Genomic DNA, 15,115 nt, shown 5'->3' with positions numbered 1-15,115 from the left:
GCCCGTCATGAACCAGCCGTTTGCGGGCCACGCCCCCGCACCCGCCGCCGCCCGCATGGAGAACCACGGCAACCACATGCTGAAGGTCGCCATGCAGTCCGGACACGACCTCCTCGCGCGCGTGGGCTCCATGGTCGCCTACGAGGGCTTCATCCAGTACGAGCCCAACCCGCCGGCCGTCCGCCAGATCGCCCGCGACTGGATCACCGGCGAGGGCGCCCCGCTGATGAAGTGCTCCGGCGACGGGCTGCTCTACCTCGCCGACTACGGCGCGAACGTCGTCGTCATCAACCTCAACGGCGACGGCATCTCCGTCAACGCCACCAACCTGCTCGCGTTCGACGCCCACCTGCAGTGGGGTGTCGAACGGGTCAAGGGGCTGGCGAAGTTCGCCGGACAGGGCCTGTGGAACACCAAGATCTCCGGGCAGGGCTGGGTCGCCCTGACCTCCCGGGGCAAGCCCATCGTCGTCGACTGCGGCGGCGGCGAGGACGAGACGTACGTCGACCCCGACGCGCTGGTCGCCTGGTCGCCCAACCTCAAGGTGAAGGGCAAGCGCAGCTTCAAGGCGCAGTCGCTCATCGGCCGGGGCAGCGGCGAGGCCTACCAGATGGCCTTCTCCGGCCAGGGCATCGTCGTCGTCCAGCCCAGCGAGGACAGCACCGACCGCCTCCGGATCCGGGGCTGAGGGGGAGCCAGAACGCCATGCAGAGCCCGCTTTTCGCCTACAACGACCAGCAGACCCAGGAACGCTGGTCCCTGCAGAACAAGCAGATGCTGCGCGTCGCCCTGGAGGGGCACGACGACATCCTCGCCCGCAAGGGCACCATGGTGGCCTACCAGGGGCTCGTCGAGTTCGACGCCGAGTACCAGAACAACCAGCAGTCACGCGCGCGTGCGTACACCGGTGAGGGCCTGGACCTGATGCGCTGCCACGGGCAGGGCACGGTCTACCTCGCCAACCTCGCGCAGCACGTGCACCTGATGGACGTCGAGCAGGACGGGCTGACCGTCGACAGCCAGTACGTCCTCGCCATGGACTCCTCGCTGCACCACGAGGTCATCGCCGTCGACAGCCTGTACGGCATCTCCGGCTCGGGGAAGTACCAGCTGAACATCACCGGCCGCGGCAAGGTCGCCCTGATGACGTCCGGCATGCCGCTGATGCTGCACGTCACCCCGGACAAGTACGTCAACTGCGACGCCGACGCCATCGTCGCCTGGTCCACCGGGCTGCGCGTGCAGATGCAGGCCCAGACGCACTCCTCGGGGGTGTGGCGGCGGCGCGGCAGCACCGGCGAGGGCTGGGAGCTCAGCTTCATGGGCACCGGCTTCGCGCTGGTCCAGCCGAGTGAACTGCTGCCGCCGCAGAACGCGGTCATCGGGCAGGGCCTCGCCGCCCAGTACGGCATGGGCCAGCACGGGGCCCGCGGCCAGAACCAGGGCAACGTCTGGAGCTGACCCCGCACGGCAGACGTAAGGGGCGATCGCCATGGCGACCGCCCCTTACGCATGTCTCAGACCCCGAGCCTCGCGCGCGTGGCGTCCAGCAGCCGGACGACGGACGCGTCGGCGACGTCCGCCACCTCGTCGTAGGCGAACCAGCGCACGTCCAGCGACTCGTCGCTGACCTCGTGCCGGGCGTCCTGCGGGGCCAGCACCGCGTACTGCACGTCGTAGTGGCAGTGGCACGGCGGCGGGATCGGATGCCGGTCCAGGCGGACCGGGCCGCCCGGCAGCAGGGACAGCCCCGCGATCCCGGACTCCTCCGTGGCCTCCCGCAGGGCCGCCGCGGCGAGCGAGGCGTCCTGCGGCTCGCAGTGACCGCCCATCTGCAGCCACATCCGCAGCTTGCGGTGCAGCGTCAGCAGCACCCGGCCCCGCTCCGGATCGATCACCAGCGCGCTGGCCGTGACATGGCCCGCGGTGCAGGCCTTCCACACGCCGTCCGGGTGGGCCGCCAGATGGTCCAGGTAGGCCTGGCGCAGCTCTTCCTGGTCCTCGTACTCCTTCAGGACGAGGACCGCTTCGTCGTGCAGGCTCACTCGGTGTCGTCGCCCTCGCTGTCGTCCCCGGCCTTGCCCTCCTGGGCCTTGTCGTCCGCCGCCCGGTCGCCCTTCTTGTGCAGGTCGGGCTTGCCGGCCGCCTCGCCGAGCATCTTGTCCCACTCGGAGAAGTCGATCTGCTCGCGGTGCACGAAGCCGTCCGGGTCGTCCAGGTCGGTGGCCGTCGGCAGCATGTCCGGGTGCGCCCACAGCGCGTCACGGCCGTCGACACCGCGCGCGTCGGTGAGCGAGGCCCACAGCCGGGAGGCGTCCCGCAGACGGCGCGGGCGCAGCTCCAGACCGATCAGCGTGGCGAACGTCTGCTCGGCCGGGCCGCCCGAGGCGCGCCGGCGGCGCAGCGTCTCGCGCAGCGCGTCGGCGGACGACAGACGCGGCTTGGCGGCCGCGTGGACCACCGCGTCCACCCAGCCCTCCACGAGCGCCAGAGCCGTCTCCAGACGGGCCAGAGCGGCCTTCTGCTCGGGCGTGTCCTCCGGCTGGAACATGCCCTGCTGAAGAGCCTGCTGCAGCTCCTCCGGGTTCTGCGGGTCGAACTGGCCGACCACCTCCTCCAGCTTCGCGGTGTCGACCTTGATCCCGCGCGCATACCCCTCGACCGCGCCGAACAGGTGCGAGCGCAGCCACGGCACGTGCGCGAACAGACGCTGGTGGGCCGCCTCGCGCAGGGCGAGGTACAGCCGCACCTCGTCCTTGGGCACGCCCAGGTCCTTGCCGAACACCTCGACGTTCACCGGCAGCAGCGCCGCCTTGCCGGCCGGGCCGAGCGGCAGGCCGACGTCGGAGGAGCCGACGACCTCACCGGCGAGCACGCCCACGGCCTGGCCGATCTGCGTGCCGAACATGGCGCCGCCCATCGAGCGCATCATGCCGATCAGCGGGCCGGCCATGGCCTGCATCTCCTCCGGCAGGATGTCGCCCATGGCGCCGCCGACCCGCTCGGCGACCGGGTCGACCAGTTCCTTCCAGGCGGGCAGGGTGGCCTCGACCCACTCCGCGCGGCTCCACGCCACGGCGGAGGCCGCGCCGGACGGCAGGGCCGTCACGTCGTCCAGCCACAGGTCCGCCAGACGGACGGCGTCCTCCACGGCCTTGCGGTCGGACGGGCCGACGCTTGCGTCCTTGGTGCCGTCAGCGGTGCCCTGGGACACCGTCTGGCGGGCGATCTGCTTGGCCATGTCCCAGTTCACCGGGCCGCCCTCGTAGGAGAGCATCTGGCCCAGCTGCTGGAACGCGGCGCCCAGGTCGGTGGGGTTCAGCGAACCGAACATGGCAGCGAGCGGATTGTCGGCGCCGGGGCCGCCAAATCCCCCGGCTCCGGGCAGTCCGAAACCGAACGGGTTGGCCGGTCCCTGACCACCACCGCTCTCCTGGTCCTTCTTCTTGCCCTCGTCGCCGTTCTCCGGCTCCTCCGGCGGAAGGCCGAATCCGAATGGGGTGTCACTCACGGGATTCCTCGGCTGGTAAGGCCGCCGGTTCTTTCCGACGGCACGACTGCCCGACAACACCACCCAGCGTAGACACCACAAGCGGTTCGGGCCTCGGTGCTTCGCCGACTGAAGGCCTGCGGCAGGATGGATGCCACCTGGTACGTACGCGTCACTCGCGCTCGTATGAAGACAACCGCTGGAGACGCCCGGTGAGTTCCCCAGATCCGCAGGTTCGCGCAGCGCGAAACCCGTCAACCCCGTCCGCCCTGCGCGGACCCGTCGTCGCGGTCACCGGCGCCGCGTCCGGCGTCGGCGCGCTGCTCACCGAGCGGCTGGCCGCCTCGGAGGAGATCAAGCAGGTCATCGCCATCGACGAGCGGCGCGGCGAGTGCGCGGCGGCGCAGTGGCACATCCTGGACGTACGGGACCCCGCCATCGCCGACAAGCTGCGCGGCGCGGACGTGGTCGTGCATCTCGCCCTCGATCTCGACCTCGGCACCGATCCCGCCGCCCGGACGGCCTACAACGTGCGGGGGACGCAGACCGTGCTGACCGCCGCCGCGGCGGCCGGGGTGCACCGCGTGGTGCTGTGCACCTCCGCGATGGTCTACGGCGCGCTGCCGGACAACGAGCTGCCGCTGTCGGAGGACGCGGAGCTGCGGGCGACGGCGGAGGCGACCGGGGTCGGGGACCTGCTGGAGATCGAACGGCTGGCGCGGCGCGCTCCGCGGGCGCATCCCGGGCTGAACGTCACCGTGGTGCGGCCCGCGGTGCTGGTCGGCGGCACGGATACCGCGCTGACCAGGTACTTCGAGTCCCCTCGGCTGTTGGTGGTGGCCGGGTCGCGGCCGGCCTGGCAGTTCTGCCACGTCGAGGACCTGTGCAGCGCGCTGGAGTACGCCGTGCTGGAGAAGGTCGAGGGGGAGCTGGCCGTCGGCTGCGACGGGTGGCTGGAGCAGGAGGAGGTCGAGGAGCTGAGCGGCATCCGGCGGATGGAGCTGCCGTCGGCGGTCGCGCTCGGCGCGGCGGCCCGGCTGCACCGGATCGGGCTGACGCCGTCTCCGGCGGGGGACCTCGCGTACACGATGTACCCGTGGGTGGTCAGCGGCAGCCGGCTGCACGACGCGGGGTGGCGGCCGCGGTGGACGAACGAGGAGGTGCTGGCCGAGCTGCTGGAGGAGGTGGCCGGGCGGCACACGGTGGCCGGGCGGCGGCTGGGGCGGAAGGACGCGACGGCCGCGGGGGCTGCGGGGGCGACGGTCGCGCTGCTGGGTGCGGCGGCGGTGGTGCGGCGCGCGCGGAAGGCGCGGCGGCGGGTCTGACGTCTCTGTACGGCGGTGCGTGTACGGCGCTGTGGAGGTGCCCGGCGCTGGTGCGGGCCGGGGGTGGGTCGCGCGGCCCGGCGCTGACGGGGTGCCGCTGCGCCCACCCGTGCCGCCCCAGCGGCACGACTGCCCGCAGCTACGCAGGCATGCGGCCCGCCGCCGTCGGGTGGGCGTCGCCCCAGCGGCTCGGGTGCCCGCAGCTACGCCAGAGGGGCGGCCTGGGCTGCCCGTAGCTAGGCCAGAGGGGCGGCCTGGGCACGAATGCCCGCAGCTACGCCAGAGCGGCCAGGGGTCGGCGGATGGCGTCCGTACGTATCTCCAACGGCCACGCGCGTGTGCCGGGTGATGACGCTATTCACGGTGGTCGGCGGGGTGCGGCACGATGGGGGTATGGCACCCACCTTTGATCATCCGGGCGAGCAGGCCGCGCAGGAGCCCATCAAGCTGATCGCCATCCGGGACAGCGCGCTGTCGCTGGACGAGGTCTTCCGGGCCGTCGGGGACGACGCGTCCGGCGGGACGGCGCTGTTCGTGGGGACCGTACGGAACCACGACGGGGGTGCCGACGTCGACGAGCTGGGGTACTCCTGCCATCCCTCCGCCGAGGCGGAGATGCGGCGGATCGCCGAGAAGGTCGTCGCCGAGTACCCCGTCCGGGCGCTGGCCGCCGTCCACCGGGTGGGGGACCTCCGGGTGGGGGACCTGGCCGTCGTCGTGGCGGTGTCCTGCCCGCACCGCGGGGAGGCCTTCGAGGCCTGCCGGAAGCTGATCGACGACCTCAAGCACGAGGTGCCGATCTGGAAGCACCAGAGGTTCTCCGACGGCACCGAGGAGTGGGTCGGCGCCTGCTGACACCCGCCGTACGGCCTCAGGTTGCGTAACCGCCCCCCTGCCGTGAGCGTTGTCACTGCGGATGGTTAATCTGCTGATCAGTCAGTTTCGCGGATGCGGTGGATCGGGAGGTCGGCATGGGGGCGCTCGTCTGGTTGCTGATTCCGCTGGTTGCCGCGGTCGGCGCCGGGCTGTGGGGCAGCTGGGCGAACCGGACGCGCAAGGTCCGCGGCGACGGTCCGGAGCTCGACGGGTACGCCCGCTTCCGCGAGGCCATGGAGAAGTCCACCTCCGGCACCTGACCGGCGGCGCAAGGCACCCGTCCGCACGCCCGGAGGCGGCCCTGACGGTGTGCTGACAGAAGCGTCCCGTACTGTCGTGCCATGCCACGCCGCACCGCGACGATGCTCGCCTCCACTCTGATGCTGATCGCACTCCTGTGCGCGGGAGTGTTCATCAAAGTGCCGTACGCCGAGATGTCCCCGGGCCCCACCGTGAACACGCTCGGCGAACACGACGGCGAGCCGGTGCTGCAGATCTCCGGACGCAAGACGTATCCGACCGACGGCCACCTCAACATGACGACCGTGCGGGTGACCAGCGCGGACTACCGGATGAACCTGGTCGAGGCCATCTACGGCTGGCTCGCGCACGACAACAAGGTCGTCCCGCACGACACCCTCTACCCGGACGGGAAGACGGAGGAGGAGTCCACGCAGGAGAACGCCGAGGAGTTCAGCCAGTCCCAGGAGAGCGCTAAGGTCGCCGCCCTGAAGGAGCTGGGCATCCCGGTGGACTCCTGGGTGATCGTCTCCACGGTGGTCAAGGGCTCGCCGTCCGAGGGCAGGCTGCACGCCGGTGACGTGATCAAGAAGGTCGACGGCAAGGACGTCAAGGAGCCGTCCGACGTCGCCGACCTGGTGACCGAGCACAAGCCCGGCGAGAAGGTCGTCTTCACGATCGTGCCCGCGAAGGAACAGGCCGCCGCCGAGAAGGAGCACCGCGCGGCGACCACGACGAAGAACGTCACGATCACCACGGCGACCTCCGACGACAGCGGCGCCCGGCGGGCCATCGTCGGGATCTCCGCCGGAACCGACCACACGTTCCCGTTCACCATCGACATCAAGCTCGCCGACGTCGGCGGCCCGAGCGCCGGCCTGATGTTCGCGCTCGGCATCTACGACAAGCTCACCCCCGGCAGCCTGACCGGCGGGAAGTTCGTCGCCGGCACCGGCACCATCGACGACGACGGCACGGTCGGCCCGATCGGCGGCGTCGAGATGAAGACCGTGGGGGCGCGCGACAAGGGCGCCCGGTTCTTCCTCACGCCGGCCGACAACTGCGCGGCCGCCGCCAAGGACACCCCCGACGGGCTGACCCTGGTCAAGGTGAACACCATCGCCGACGCGCTCGACGCCCTGAAGGACATCCGCTCCGGAGACACCGCCGGCCTGCCGAAGTGCACGGCCAAGGGCTGACCAGCGGGGCCCGCGAGGGCCCGGCCCCCGGAGCCCCGCCCGGCCCGCTCAGTCCTCGAACGTCGCCGCGAGCGCGTCCGCCAGCCCCGGCACCAGGTCGGGGCCGGTGAGCACCTCCGTCGGCGAGTCCTTCTCGCGCAGCCGGAGCGCCGACTCACGGGCGCCGTCGCGCAGCACCGCGACCGTCATCCGGACCTCCTGACGCTCGGGGTGCTCGGCCACCCACTGCGTCAGCTTCTTGCCGTCCAGACCCTCGGGGACCTGGGCCTCGGCGGACGGCGGCAGCATCAGCCGCTCCACGGTCAGGGCGCAGCCGGCCACCGCGTCGGGCCAGGCGATCGTGGCCAGGAACTCGTCGAGCGGCCTGTCCGTTGCAATCTCGTCCTGCTCGATCGGGGTGAGGCCGGTGGTCACCTGCTCGTCCCCCAGGCCGAGCTGGGCGGCGAGCGAGGGTTCCTGAGCCCGCAGCTGCGCGGTGTCTACGAGGGCGAAGAGGCGGGCGGGCTGGTCCCAGCCGAGGCCGGAGGCGTACTCGTCGATCTCGAGCACGGCCCGGGTGAGCGGGCTCGCCGCCATGGGAGTGTTGGACATGGTCACAATCCTGCCTCGTTCCCGGCCGGAATCGGGAACCGAGTAAACGGTGAGTAAGTTGCATAGGTGTGGGCCCGCGATCACGGGGGGCCACGGGGGGCCGGCGAACACGCGGGCCTGACGGATCGACAGCGAACTTCGAGGTGCGCACCTTGGCTTTCCAGATGCCGGACCGCGGCGGAGGCCCGACGGGGCCACGGATCAGAGTGGGCCGCCCGTCCCGGCGTGTCCGGACCCTGCTCATGACGCTGGGCGTCCTCGCCGTCCTCGGCATGGTCTTCACCATGTTCGCGGGCTTCTGGACGGACTGGCTCTGGTACCGGTCGGTGCACTACTCGTCCGTCTTCACCACCACTCTGTGGACCAAGATCGGGCTGTTCTTCGTCTTCGGCCTGCTGATGGCGCTCGCGGTCGGCTTCAACATCTGGCTGGCCCACCGGCTGCGCCCGCCGCTGAGCGCGATGTCGATGGAGCAGCAGAGCCTCGACCGCTACCGGATGGGCATCGCGCCGTACAAGAAGTGGCTGCTGCTCGGCATCACCGCCCTGGTGGGCCTGATCGCCGGCGCCTCCGCCTCCAGCCAGTGGCGGACCTGGCTGATGTGGGTCAACGGCGTGCCGTTCCACGAGAAGGACCCCCAGTTCCACCTGGACGTCTCCTTCTACGCCTTCGACCTGCCCTGGTACCGGTTCCTGCTCGGCTTCGGCTTCGCCGCCGCCATCCTGTCGCTGATCGCCGCCGCGCTCACGCACTACCTGTACGGCGGGCTCAGGGTCACCTCGCCGGGCGCGCGGGCCACGGCCGCGGCCACCGGGCACCTGTCCGTGCTGCTGGGTGTCTTCGTGACGCTGAAGGCGGTGGCCTACTGGCTCGACCGGTACGGCCTCGCGGTGAAGTCCAGCGACTTCAAGGCCACGGACAACTGGACCGGCCTGCGGTACGTGGACGCCAACGCCTACCTGCCGGCCAAGACGATCCTGTTCTGCATCGCGGTGATCTGCGCGCTGCTGTTCTTCGCGACGCTGTGGCGGCGCACCTGGCAGTTGCCGGTGATCGGCTTCGGCCTGATGGTGCTCTCGGCGATCCTGATCGGCGGGCTGTACCCGGCGATCGTGCAGAAGTTCCAGGTCCAGCCGAACGAGCAGGCGAAGGAAGCGCCGTACGTCCAGAAGAACCTGGAGGCGACGCGCAAGGCCTACGGCATCGACGACGCGCAGGTCAGCGAGTACCCGGGCACCAGCAGCACCAAGGACAAGACGCAGCTGCGGGACGACGTCGACGCCACGGCGAGCCTGCGCATCATGGACCCGAACGTCGTCTCGCCGACGTTCCAGCAGCTCCAGCAGATGCGGAAGTACTACGCGTTCCCGAACAACCTGGACGTCGACCGCTACAACAAGGACGGCAAGGACCAGGACACGGTCATCGGCCTGCGGGAGCTGAACCTGGCCGGCGTCGACAAGCAGAACTGGATCAACACCCACTTCCGCTACACGCACGGCTACGGCGTGGTCGCCGCCAAGGGCACCGAGGCCACCCAGGGCCAGTCGCCCGGCCGCCCGGTCTTCACCGAGTCCAACCTGCCCTCCGAGGGCGACCTCGGCACGTACGAGCAGCGGGTCTACTACGGCGAGAAGACGACGACGTACTCCATCGTCGGCGGCCCGCAGAAGGAGATCGACTACTCCGACGACGAGGGCGAGAAGACCACCAGCTACCAGGGCAAGAGCGGCGTCAACCTGGCCAACACCTTCAACCGGGCCGCGTACGCGGTGGCCTTCGGCGAGCCGCAGATCCTGTACTCCGGCGCGATCGGCGACGGTTCGCGGATCCTGTACAACCGCACGCCCAAGGACCGCGTCGAGGCGGTGGCGCCCTGGCTGACCATCGACGGCGACGCCTACCCGGCGGTGGTGGACGGCCGGATCCTGTGGATCGTGGACGCGTACACGACCACCAACGGCTATCCGTACTCCTCGCGTACGACCCTCGGGGACACGACCGCGGACTCCCTGACCGCGACCAACAACAGCCGCGCGGTGGTGGCCCAGCAGAACCAGGTCAACTACATCCGCAACTCGGTGAAGGCGACCGTCGACGCGTACACCGGCGAGGTCAAGCTCTACGAGTGGGACACCGAGGACCCGGTGCTGAAGACCTGGCGGAAGGCCTTCCCCGGCACGGTCGAGCCCAAGAGCGACATCTCGGCCGACCTGATGGCCCATCTGCGGTACCCGCAGGACCTGTTCAAGGTCCAGCGCGAGCTGCTGACCCGCTACCACGTGCAGGACGCCGACACCTTCCTCAGCGGCAGCGAGGTCTGGCAGGTGCCCGACGACCCGACCAACAAGTCGGGCAACGCGGTGCCGCCGTACTACCTGAGCATGAAGATGCCCGACCAGAAGCAGCAGGCGTTCTCGCTGACGACGACGTTCACGCCGAACGGCCGGGACAACCTCAGCGCGTTCATGGCGGTCGACTCCGAGGCGGGCACCGGGGACTACGGCAAGATCAGAATCCTGAAGGTGCCGACCAGCTCCACGGTCGACGGCCCCAAACAGGTGCAGAGCCAGTTCAACTCCAACTCGCAGCAGAACATCGCCGAGTTCGTCCGGCTGATCAGAGGCGGCGACTCGGAGATCGAGTACGGCAATCTGCTGACCGTGCCGCTGGACGGAGGACTGCTCTACGCGGAGCCGGTCTACGTACGCGGCGGCGGACTCAAGTACCCCCTGCTGCGGAAGGTGTTGGTGACCTACGAGGGCACCACCGCGTTCGAGGACACCCTCGACGCGGCGCTCGACAAGGTCTTCGGCGCGAAGGGCTCGACCACCGAGCCGCCGGACGAGGGCACCAAGCCGCCGCCCGCGTCGAGCAATCCGACGGTCCGGGAGGCGCTGGCCGACGCACAGAAGGCGTTCGACGCCGGGCAGGAAGCCCTGAAGAAGGGCGACTGGCAGGCGTACGGCGAGGCGCAGAAGGATCTTGAGGAGGCGCTGAAGCGGGCCGAGGACGCCCAGGCCAAGGCCGAGAAGGGCAGCGGCGGCAGCAAGACCGACGGCGCTTCGGGCGGTGGCGCGGGCGGCAGCAGTCCCAGCCCGACCCCCACTCCAAGCTCCAGTTGATCAGGCCCACCCCGCGCCGTGATACGGTTGCAGAACAACGGCGCGGGGTGGAGCAGCTCGGTAGCTCGCTGGGCTCATAACCCAGAGGTCGCAGGTTCAAATCCTGTCCCCGCTACTGAATGCCGAAGGCCCGGATCCCTCAGGATCCGGGCCTTCGGCGTGTGCGAACGCATGTGCCGACGAAGGCGACGGCCGTGCCGCGAGGGGGAGTTGGCCGATCTGTGTTTGACTTGTCTCTCTGTGGGCATGTCGACAAAACGCTGAAGTGACCTCACGGGCTGCGGTATACCGGGTGTACCCAGGTTGCAGGTGGTGCGACGATGGACGTTATGGGGGACAAGGCAACTCTGTTCGAGACAGGGCGATTTGTGCAGCCGTCCGGTGATGACGAAGAGGGGGAGATCGTCGCCGAGCAGGCCGCGGAGGAGCTGCGTCAGCGGCTGGCCGCCGAGGCCGGTGACATCGAGGCGATGAGCGTCCTCGGGGCGATGCTGCTGCGCCGTGGCGACCTCGACGGAGCCGAACCCCATCTGCGCGCCGCGACCGCCGCCGGCGACCGGGCCGCAGCCAACAACCTGGGCGTCCTTCTCCACCAGCGCGGATACGCCGACGAGGCCGCCGGATGGTGGCGGATCGCGGCGGTCGCCGGTTCGGCGGCCGCCGCCCACGCGTTGGGCCGGCACCACCGTGAGCGGGGCGACGAACCGGCCGCCGAGTACTGGCTGCGGCAGTCCGCCGAGCAGGGCCACGTCCTGGGCGCGTACGCGCTCGCCGACCTGCTGGAGCACCGCGGGGACCCGGACGCCGAGCGCTGGATGCGCGCCGCGGCCGAGCGGGGACACCGGGAGGCGGCCTACCGGCTGGCCCGGGCGCTCGACCTGCGGGCCGGGCCGGAGCCTGCGGGTGACAACGGTGTCTCGTCGGCCGCGGAGGCCGAGCAGTGGTACCGGCAGGCCGCCGCGCGCGGGCACCGGCGGGCCGCCCTGCACCTCGGGGCGATCCTGGAGAAGCGGGGTGAGCTGAAGGAGGCCGGGCGCTGGTACCTGACCTCCGCCAAGGACGGCGAGCCACGCGCCGCCTGCGCGCTGGGCTTCCTGCTGCGGGACGCCGGGGACAGCGAGAGCGCCGCCGTGTGGTGGCTGCGGGCCGCGCAGGACGGCGACGGAAACGCCGCCAACGCGCTGGGCGCACTGCACGCCGAGCGGGGCGAGACGCAGACCGCCGAGCGGTGGTACCGGGCGGCGATGGACGCCGGCGACGTGAACGGCGCGTACAACCTCGGGCTGCTCTGCGCCGAGCAGGGGCGGACCGCGCAGGCCGAGCAGTGGTACCGGCGCGCCGCCTACGCCGGGCACCGGGAGGCGGCGAACGCGCTGGCCGTCCTGCTGCTCCAGGGCGGCGACGAGGCCGGCGCCGAGCCGTGGTTCTCCAAGGCGGCCGAGGCGGGCAGCGTGGACGCCGCCTTCAACCTCGGGATCCTCTACGCCAAGCGGGGCGAGGACGCGCTCGCCCTGCGCTGGTACGAGCGGGCGGCGGCCGCCGGACACACCGAGGCCGCCCTCCAGGTCGGCATGGCCCGGCTGCGCGACGGCGACGAGCAGGAGGCCGAGCGGCATCTGCGGTGCGCGGCGGGCGGCGGGAGCGCAGAGGCGGCGTACCGGCTGGCCGCGCTGCTCGACGCGCGGCGCCCGCCGGCGTCCGCGCACGAGCTGGGGGAGGCGCTGCACGAGAAGACCGAGTGCGAGGAGTGGTACGAGCGGGCGGCCTCGCTGGGCCACCGGCGGGCGCAGGTGCGGGTCGGGATGCTGGCCGCCGCGCGGGGCGAAGTGGTCGAGGCGGCGCGGTGGTACCGGGCGGCGGCGGAGGCCGGGTCGCGCAACGGCGCGTTCAACCTGGGGCTGCTGCTGGCCCGGGAGGGCAGCGAGCCGGAAGCGGCGGTGTGGTGGACGCGGGCGGCGGACGCCGGCCATGGGCGGGCGGCGTTGCGGCTGGCCCTCGTCTACGCGCGTCGCGGTGAGCTGGCCGAGGGGCAGCGGTGGGCCGACCGGGCCGTGTCGCTCGGACCGGCGGAGGTGGCGGAGCGGGCGGCCCGGCTGCGGGACGCCCTGCGGCAGGAGCTGTCGGCCTGAGCCGCGCTGAGCTGAGCCGGCGGGCCCTGGAGAAGCGATTTGCTCTTGGTGTGTCGTTGACGTAATGTTGCATTCACCGACGCGGGGTGGAGCAGCTCGGTAGCTCGCTGGGCTCATAACCCAGAGGTCGCAGGTTCAAATCCTGTCCCCGCTACTGATGGTCCGAGGGCCGGAATCCGAAAGGGTTCCGGCCCTCGACGCATGTCCGGGGTTTCTTTCGGAGGTGAGGCCCCGGAGGTGCGGCCCCCTGCCTTAAGTGATGCTTAAACGATCCTTAGGGGTTCCGCTTTCCCGTTGGCACGCGCAACCGCTCTGCGTAACGTCTGGCTCGCCGTCAGGGCAACGTTGTCAGCCCCCCACGCGACGCTCCAAGGAGTCACCCCCCATGGCACCTCGCCACCAGCGCAACCTCAGCCGCCGCAAGATGCTCTTCGCCCTCGGTGGCGCCGCGGTCGGCATCCCGGCGATCGCGGCCATAGCTCCGCACGCCCTCGCGGGCCAGAACGAGGGCGCGGCGACCACGGCGACCGGCTCGCTCCCGGTCACCGTGATCAACAACAGCGGTTCGTTCGGCAACGCCTCGGTGCACCTGTACGTCGTCGGCAACGCCGACGGCAGGCAGGTACGGCTCACCCCGGACGGCACCCTCGCCCCCGTCGCGCTCTCGGACAACGGCCCCGACGGCTTCACCGACTACGCGATCCCTCTCGCGGGCAGCGGCGAGACCAGGCTGTCCCTGCCGTACATGTCCGGCCGGATCTATGTCTCGCTCGGCCAGAAGCTCAAGTTCAAGGTCGTCACCGACGGCAACGGCAACGCCGCTCTGCAGTACCCGGCCGGATGGGTCACCTCCGACCCCAACTACGGCGTCCTGCACGACTGCGCCGAGTTCACCCACAACGCGGCCGGCATGTTCTGCAACACCACGATGGTGGACATGTTCAGCGTCCCGATGAGCATCCGCCTCACCGGGGAGAAGGACCAGACGACGGGCACTCTGCGCGCGGGCGGTCGCGCGGCGGCCTTCGCGGCGGTCCGGCAGGTGCCGGAGTTCGCCCCGCTGGTCGTGGACGACACGCGCATCATCGCCCCCGGCCACGGCCTGGACGCGGGCCTCTTCGCCAAGGACTACTTCGCGCCGTACATCGACGAGGTGTGGAGCACCTACACCGGCAAGGACCTCAAGATCACCACGAACGCGGGGACGTTCACCGGTCGTGTCCGCGGGGAGCGCCTCACCTTCGACGGCCCCGCCCCGGTGTCGTTCGCCAAGCCCTCGACGCGGGACGTCCTGTTCTGCGACGGCGCTCTCGCCGCCCCCAACGACGGCACCACCGGGCCCGTGGCGGCGGTCCTCGGCGCGGCCTTCAACCGCTCCACCCTGCTCAGCAACCCCACGCAGCCCGGCACGGACCCGGCGACCTTCTACCAGGGCACGCTGACCAACCACTACGCGCGGGCGGTCCACGCGGCCACGGTCGACGGCAAGGCCTACGGTTTCGCCTTCGACGACGTGGCGGACTTCGCCTCCTACGTCCAGGACACGCGTCCCACGGCCTTCACCCTCACGCTGACGGCGTTCTGAGGCGCCGCAGACCCCATGCGAAAGGGCACCGCACTCCGTCGGGAGTGCGGTGCCCTTTCGTGTACTCGGCCGGGTGGGCGGGGGTTACGCCGCCGCGCAGTTCGGGCACAGGCCGCGGTACGTCACCTCGACGTCCGAGACGGTGAAGCCGAAGCGCTCCGAGTCGGGGAGGTCGGAGAGCGGGTTGCCGGTGGGGTGCACGTCACGGATCGCGCCGCACTGGGCGCAGACCAGGTGATGGTGCGGACGGTGCGCGTTGGGGTCGTACCGCTTGGCGCGCTTGTCCGTGCTGACCTCGATGACCTCACCGAGGGAGACCAGCTCGCCCAGGGTGTTGTAGACGGTCGCCCGGGAGATCTCGGGCAGCTTGGCGACAGCTCTGGCGTGCACCTCGTCGGCCGTCAGGTGGACGTGTTCGCCGTCGAGGACCTCGGCCACCACACGCCGCTGCGCGGTCATCCGCCATCCGCGTCCGCGAAGCCGTTCCAGAAGGTCACTCATGGAACCAGCCTAACAGCAAGCGGACCAGGTTCCGAACAGGTGTGACTTTCGACC

13 protein-coding genes and 2 tRNA genes are annotated in these 15,115 nt (G+C 70.9%); 11 read left to right on the top strand and 4 right to left on the bottom strand.

Going from position 1 to position 15,115, the window contains the following annotated elements; all coding sequences use genetic code 11:
• The first annotated feature begins 7 nt into the window (after positions 1-7).
• On the top strand, positions 8-688 hold the full coding sequence (locus tag IE308_RS17375; RefSeq protein WP_110630359.1) for an AIM24 family protein: 681 nt from the start codon (positions 8-10) through the stop codon (positions 686-688).
• Between the two features lie 17 nt (positions 689-705).
• Complete coding sequence (locus IE308_RS17370) at positions 706-1,461, top strand: AIM24 family protein (RefSeq protein WP_110630361.1); 756 nt, start codon at positions 706-708, stop codon at positions 1,459-1,461.
• Between the two features lie 56 nt (positions 1,462-1,517).
• On the opposite strand, the gene IE308_RS17365 is transcribed toward IE308_RS17370, so the two are convergent.
• Both IE308_RS17365 and IE308_RS17360 read right to left on the bottom strand, forming a co-directional pair.
• Positions 1,518-2,045, bottom strand: a complete 528-nt coding sequence (locus tag IE308_RS17365; protein ID WP_190218631.1) for an NUDIX hydrolase — start codon at positions 2,043-2,045, stop codon at positions 1,518-1,520.
• A complete protein-coding gene (locus tag IE308_RS17360) occupies positions 2,042-3,511 on the bottom strand; it encodes a zinc-dependent metalloprotease (RefSeq protein WP_190218630.1) in 1,470 nt (489 codons plus the stop codon). Before IE308_RS17360 ends, IE308_RS17365 begins: the two co-directional genes overlap by 4 nt.
• 191 nt (positions 3,512-3,702) lie before the next feature.
• On the opposite strand from IE308_RS17360, the gene IE308_RS17355 reads away from it, so the two are divergent.
• From IE308_RS17355 to IE308_RS17340, 4 genes are all read left to right on the top strand, one after another.
• Positions 3,703-4,815 (top strand): SDR family oxidoreductase, encoded by a 1,113-nt coding sequence (locus IE308_RS17355; protein WP_110630367.1) that lies wholly within the window; start codon positions 3,703-3,705, stop codon positions 4,813-4,815.
• A 393-nt stretch (positions 4,816-5,208) separates the two neighbouring features.
• Positions 5,209-5,670 (top strand): molybdenum cofactor biosynthesis protein MoaE, encoded by a 462-nt coding sequence (locus tag IE308_RS17350; protein WP_190218629.1) that lies wholly within the window; start codon positions 5,209-5,211, stop codon positions 5,668-5,670.
• A gap of 116 nt (positions 5,671-5,786) precedes the next feature.
• The gene (locus IE308_RS17345; protein WP_190218628.1) at positions 5,787-5,951 is read left to right on the top strand and encodes a hypothetical protein; all 165 of its coding nucleotides are present in this window, start codon (positions 5,787-5,789) and stop codon (positions 5,949-5,951) included.
• Between the two features lie 81 nt (positions 5,952-6,032).
• On the top strand, positions 6,033-7,130 hold the full coding sequence (locus tag IE308_RS17340) for a YlbL family protein (RefSeq protein ID WP_110630370.1): 1,098 nt from the start codon (positions 6,033-6,035) through the stop codon (positions 7,128-7,130).
• Between the two features lie 48 nt (positions 7,131-7,178).
• Here the strand turns inward: IE308_RS17340 and IE308_RS17335 are convergent, their stop codons facing one another.
• A complete protein-coding gene (locus tag IE308_RS17335) occupies positions 7,179-7,721 on the bottom strand; it encodes a PPA1309 family protein (RefSeq protein WP_162655601.1) in 543 nt (180 codons plus the stop codon).
• 164 nt (positions 7,722-7,885) lie between these two features.
• Between IE308_RS17335 and IE308_RS17330 the strand changes: the two genes are divergently transcribed.
• From IE308_RS17330 to IE308_RS17310, 5 genes are all read left to right on the top strand, one after another.
• The gene (locus tag IE308_RS17330; protein WP_110630372.1) at positions 7,886-10,846 is read left to right on the top strand and encodes a UPF0182 family membrane protein; all 2,961 of its coding nucleotides are present in this window, start codon (positions 7,886-7,888) and stop codon (positions 10,844-10,846) included.
• Between the two features lie 41 nt (positions 10,847-10,887).
• Positions 10,888-10,961: transfer RNA gene (locus IE308_RS17325), tRNA-Met, on the top strand.
• A 205-nt stretch (positions 10,962-11,166) separates the two neighbouring features.
• On the top strand, positions 11,167-12,975 hold the full coding sequence (locus IE308_RS17320) for a tetratricopeptide repeat protein (RefSeq protein WP_190218626.1): 1,809 nt from the start codon (positions 11,167-11,169) through the stop codon (positions 12,973-12,975).
• A gap of 80 nt (positions 12,976-13,055) precedes the next feature.
• Positions 13,056-13,129, top strand: a tRNA-Met gene (locus IE308_RS17315).
• 231 nt (positions 13,130-13,360) lie between these two features.
• Positions 13,361-14,560, top strand: coding sequence for a glycoside hydrolase family 64 protein (locus tag IE308_RS17310; RefSeq protein WP_190218625.1), 1,200 nt, complete (start codon positions 13,361-13,363; stop codon positions 14,558-14,560).
• Between the two features lie 84 nt (positions 14,561-14,644).
• Here IE308_RS17310 and IE308_RS17305 read toward each other — a convergent pair whose 3' ends face one another.
• Complete coding sequence (locus IE308_RS17305; RefSeq protein ID WP_110630379.1) at positions 14,645-15,061, bottom strand: Fur family transcriptional regulator; 417 nt, start codon at positions 15,059-15,061, stop codon at positions 14,645-14,647.
• Positions 15,062-15,115 lie beyond the last annotated feature (54 nt).

Source organism: Streptomyces griseosporeus (genome assembly GCF_014656055.1).
Classification (GTDB): domain Bacteria; phylum Actinomycetota; class Actinomycetes; order Streptomycetales; family Streptomycetaceae; genus Streptomyces; species Streptomyces griseosporeus.
The sequence above is the reverse complement of the archived record's forward strand: the minus strand, read 5'-3'. Positions and strand labels throughout refer to the sequence as shown.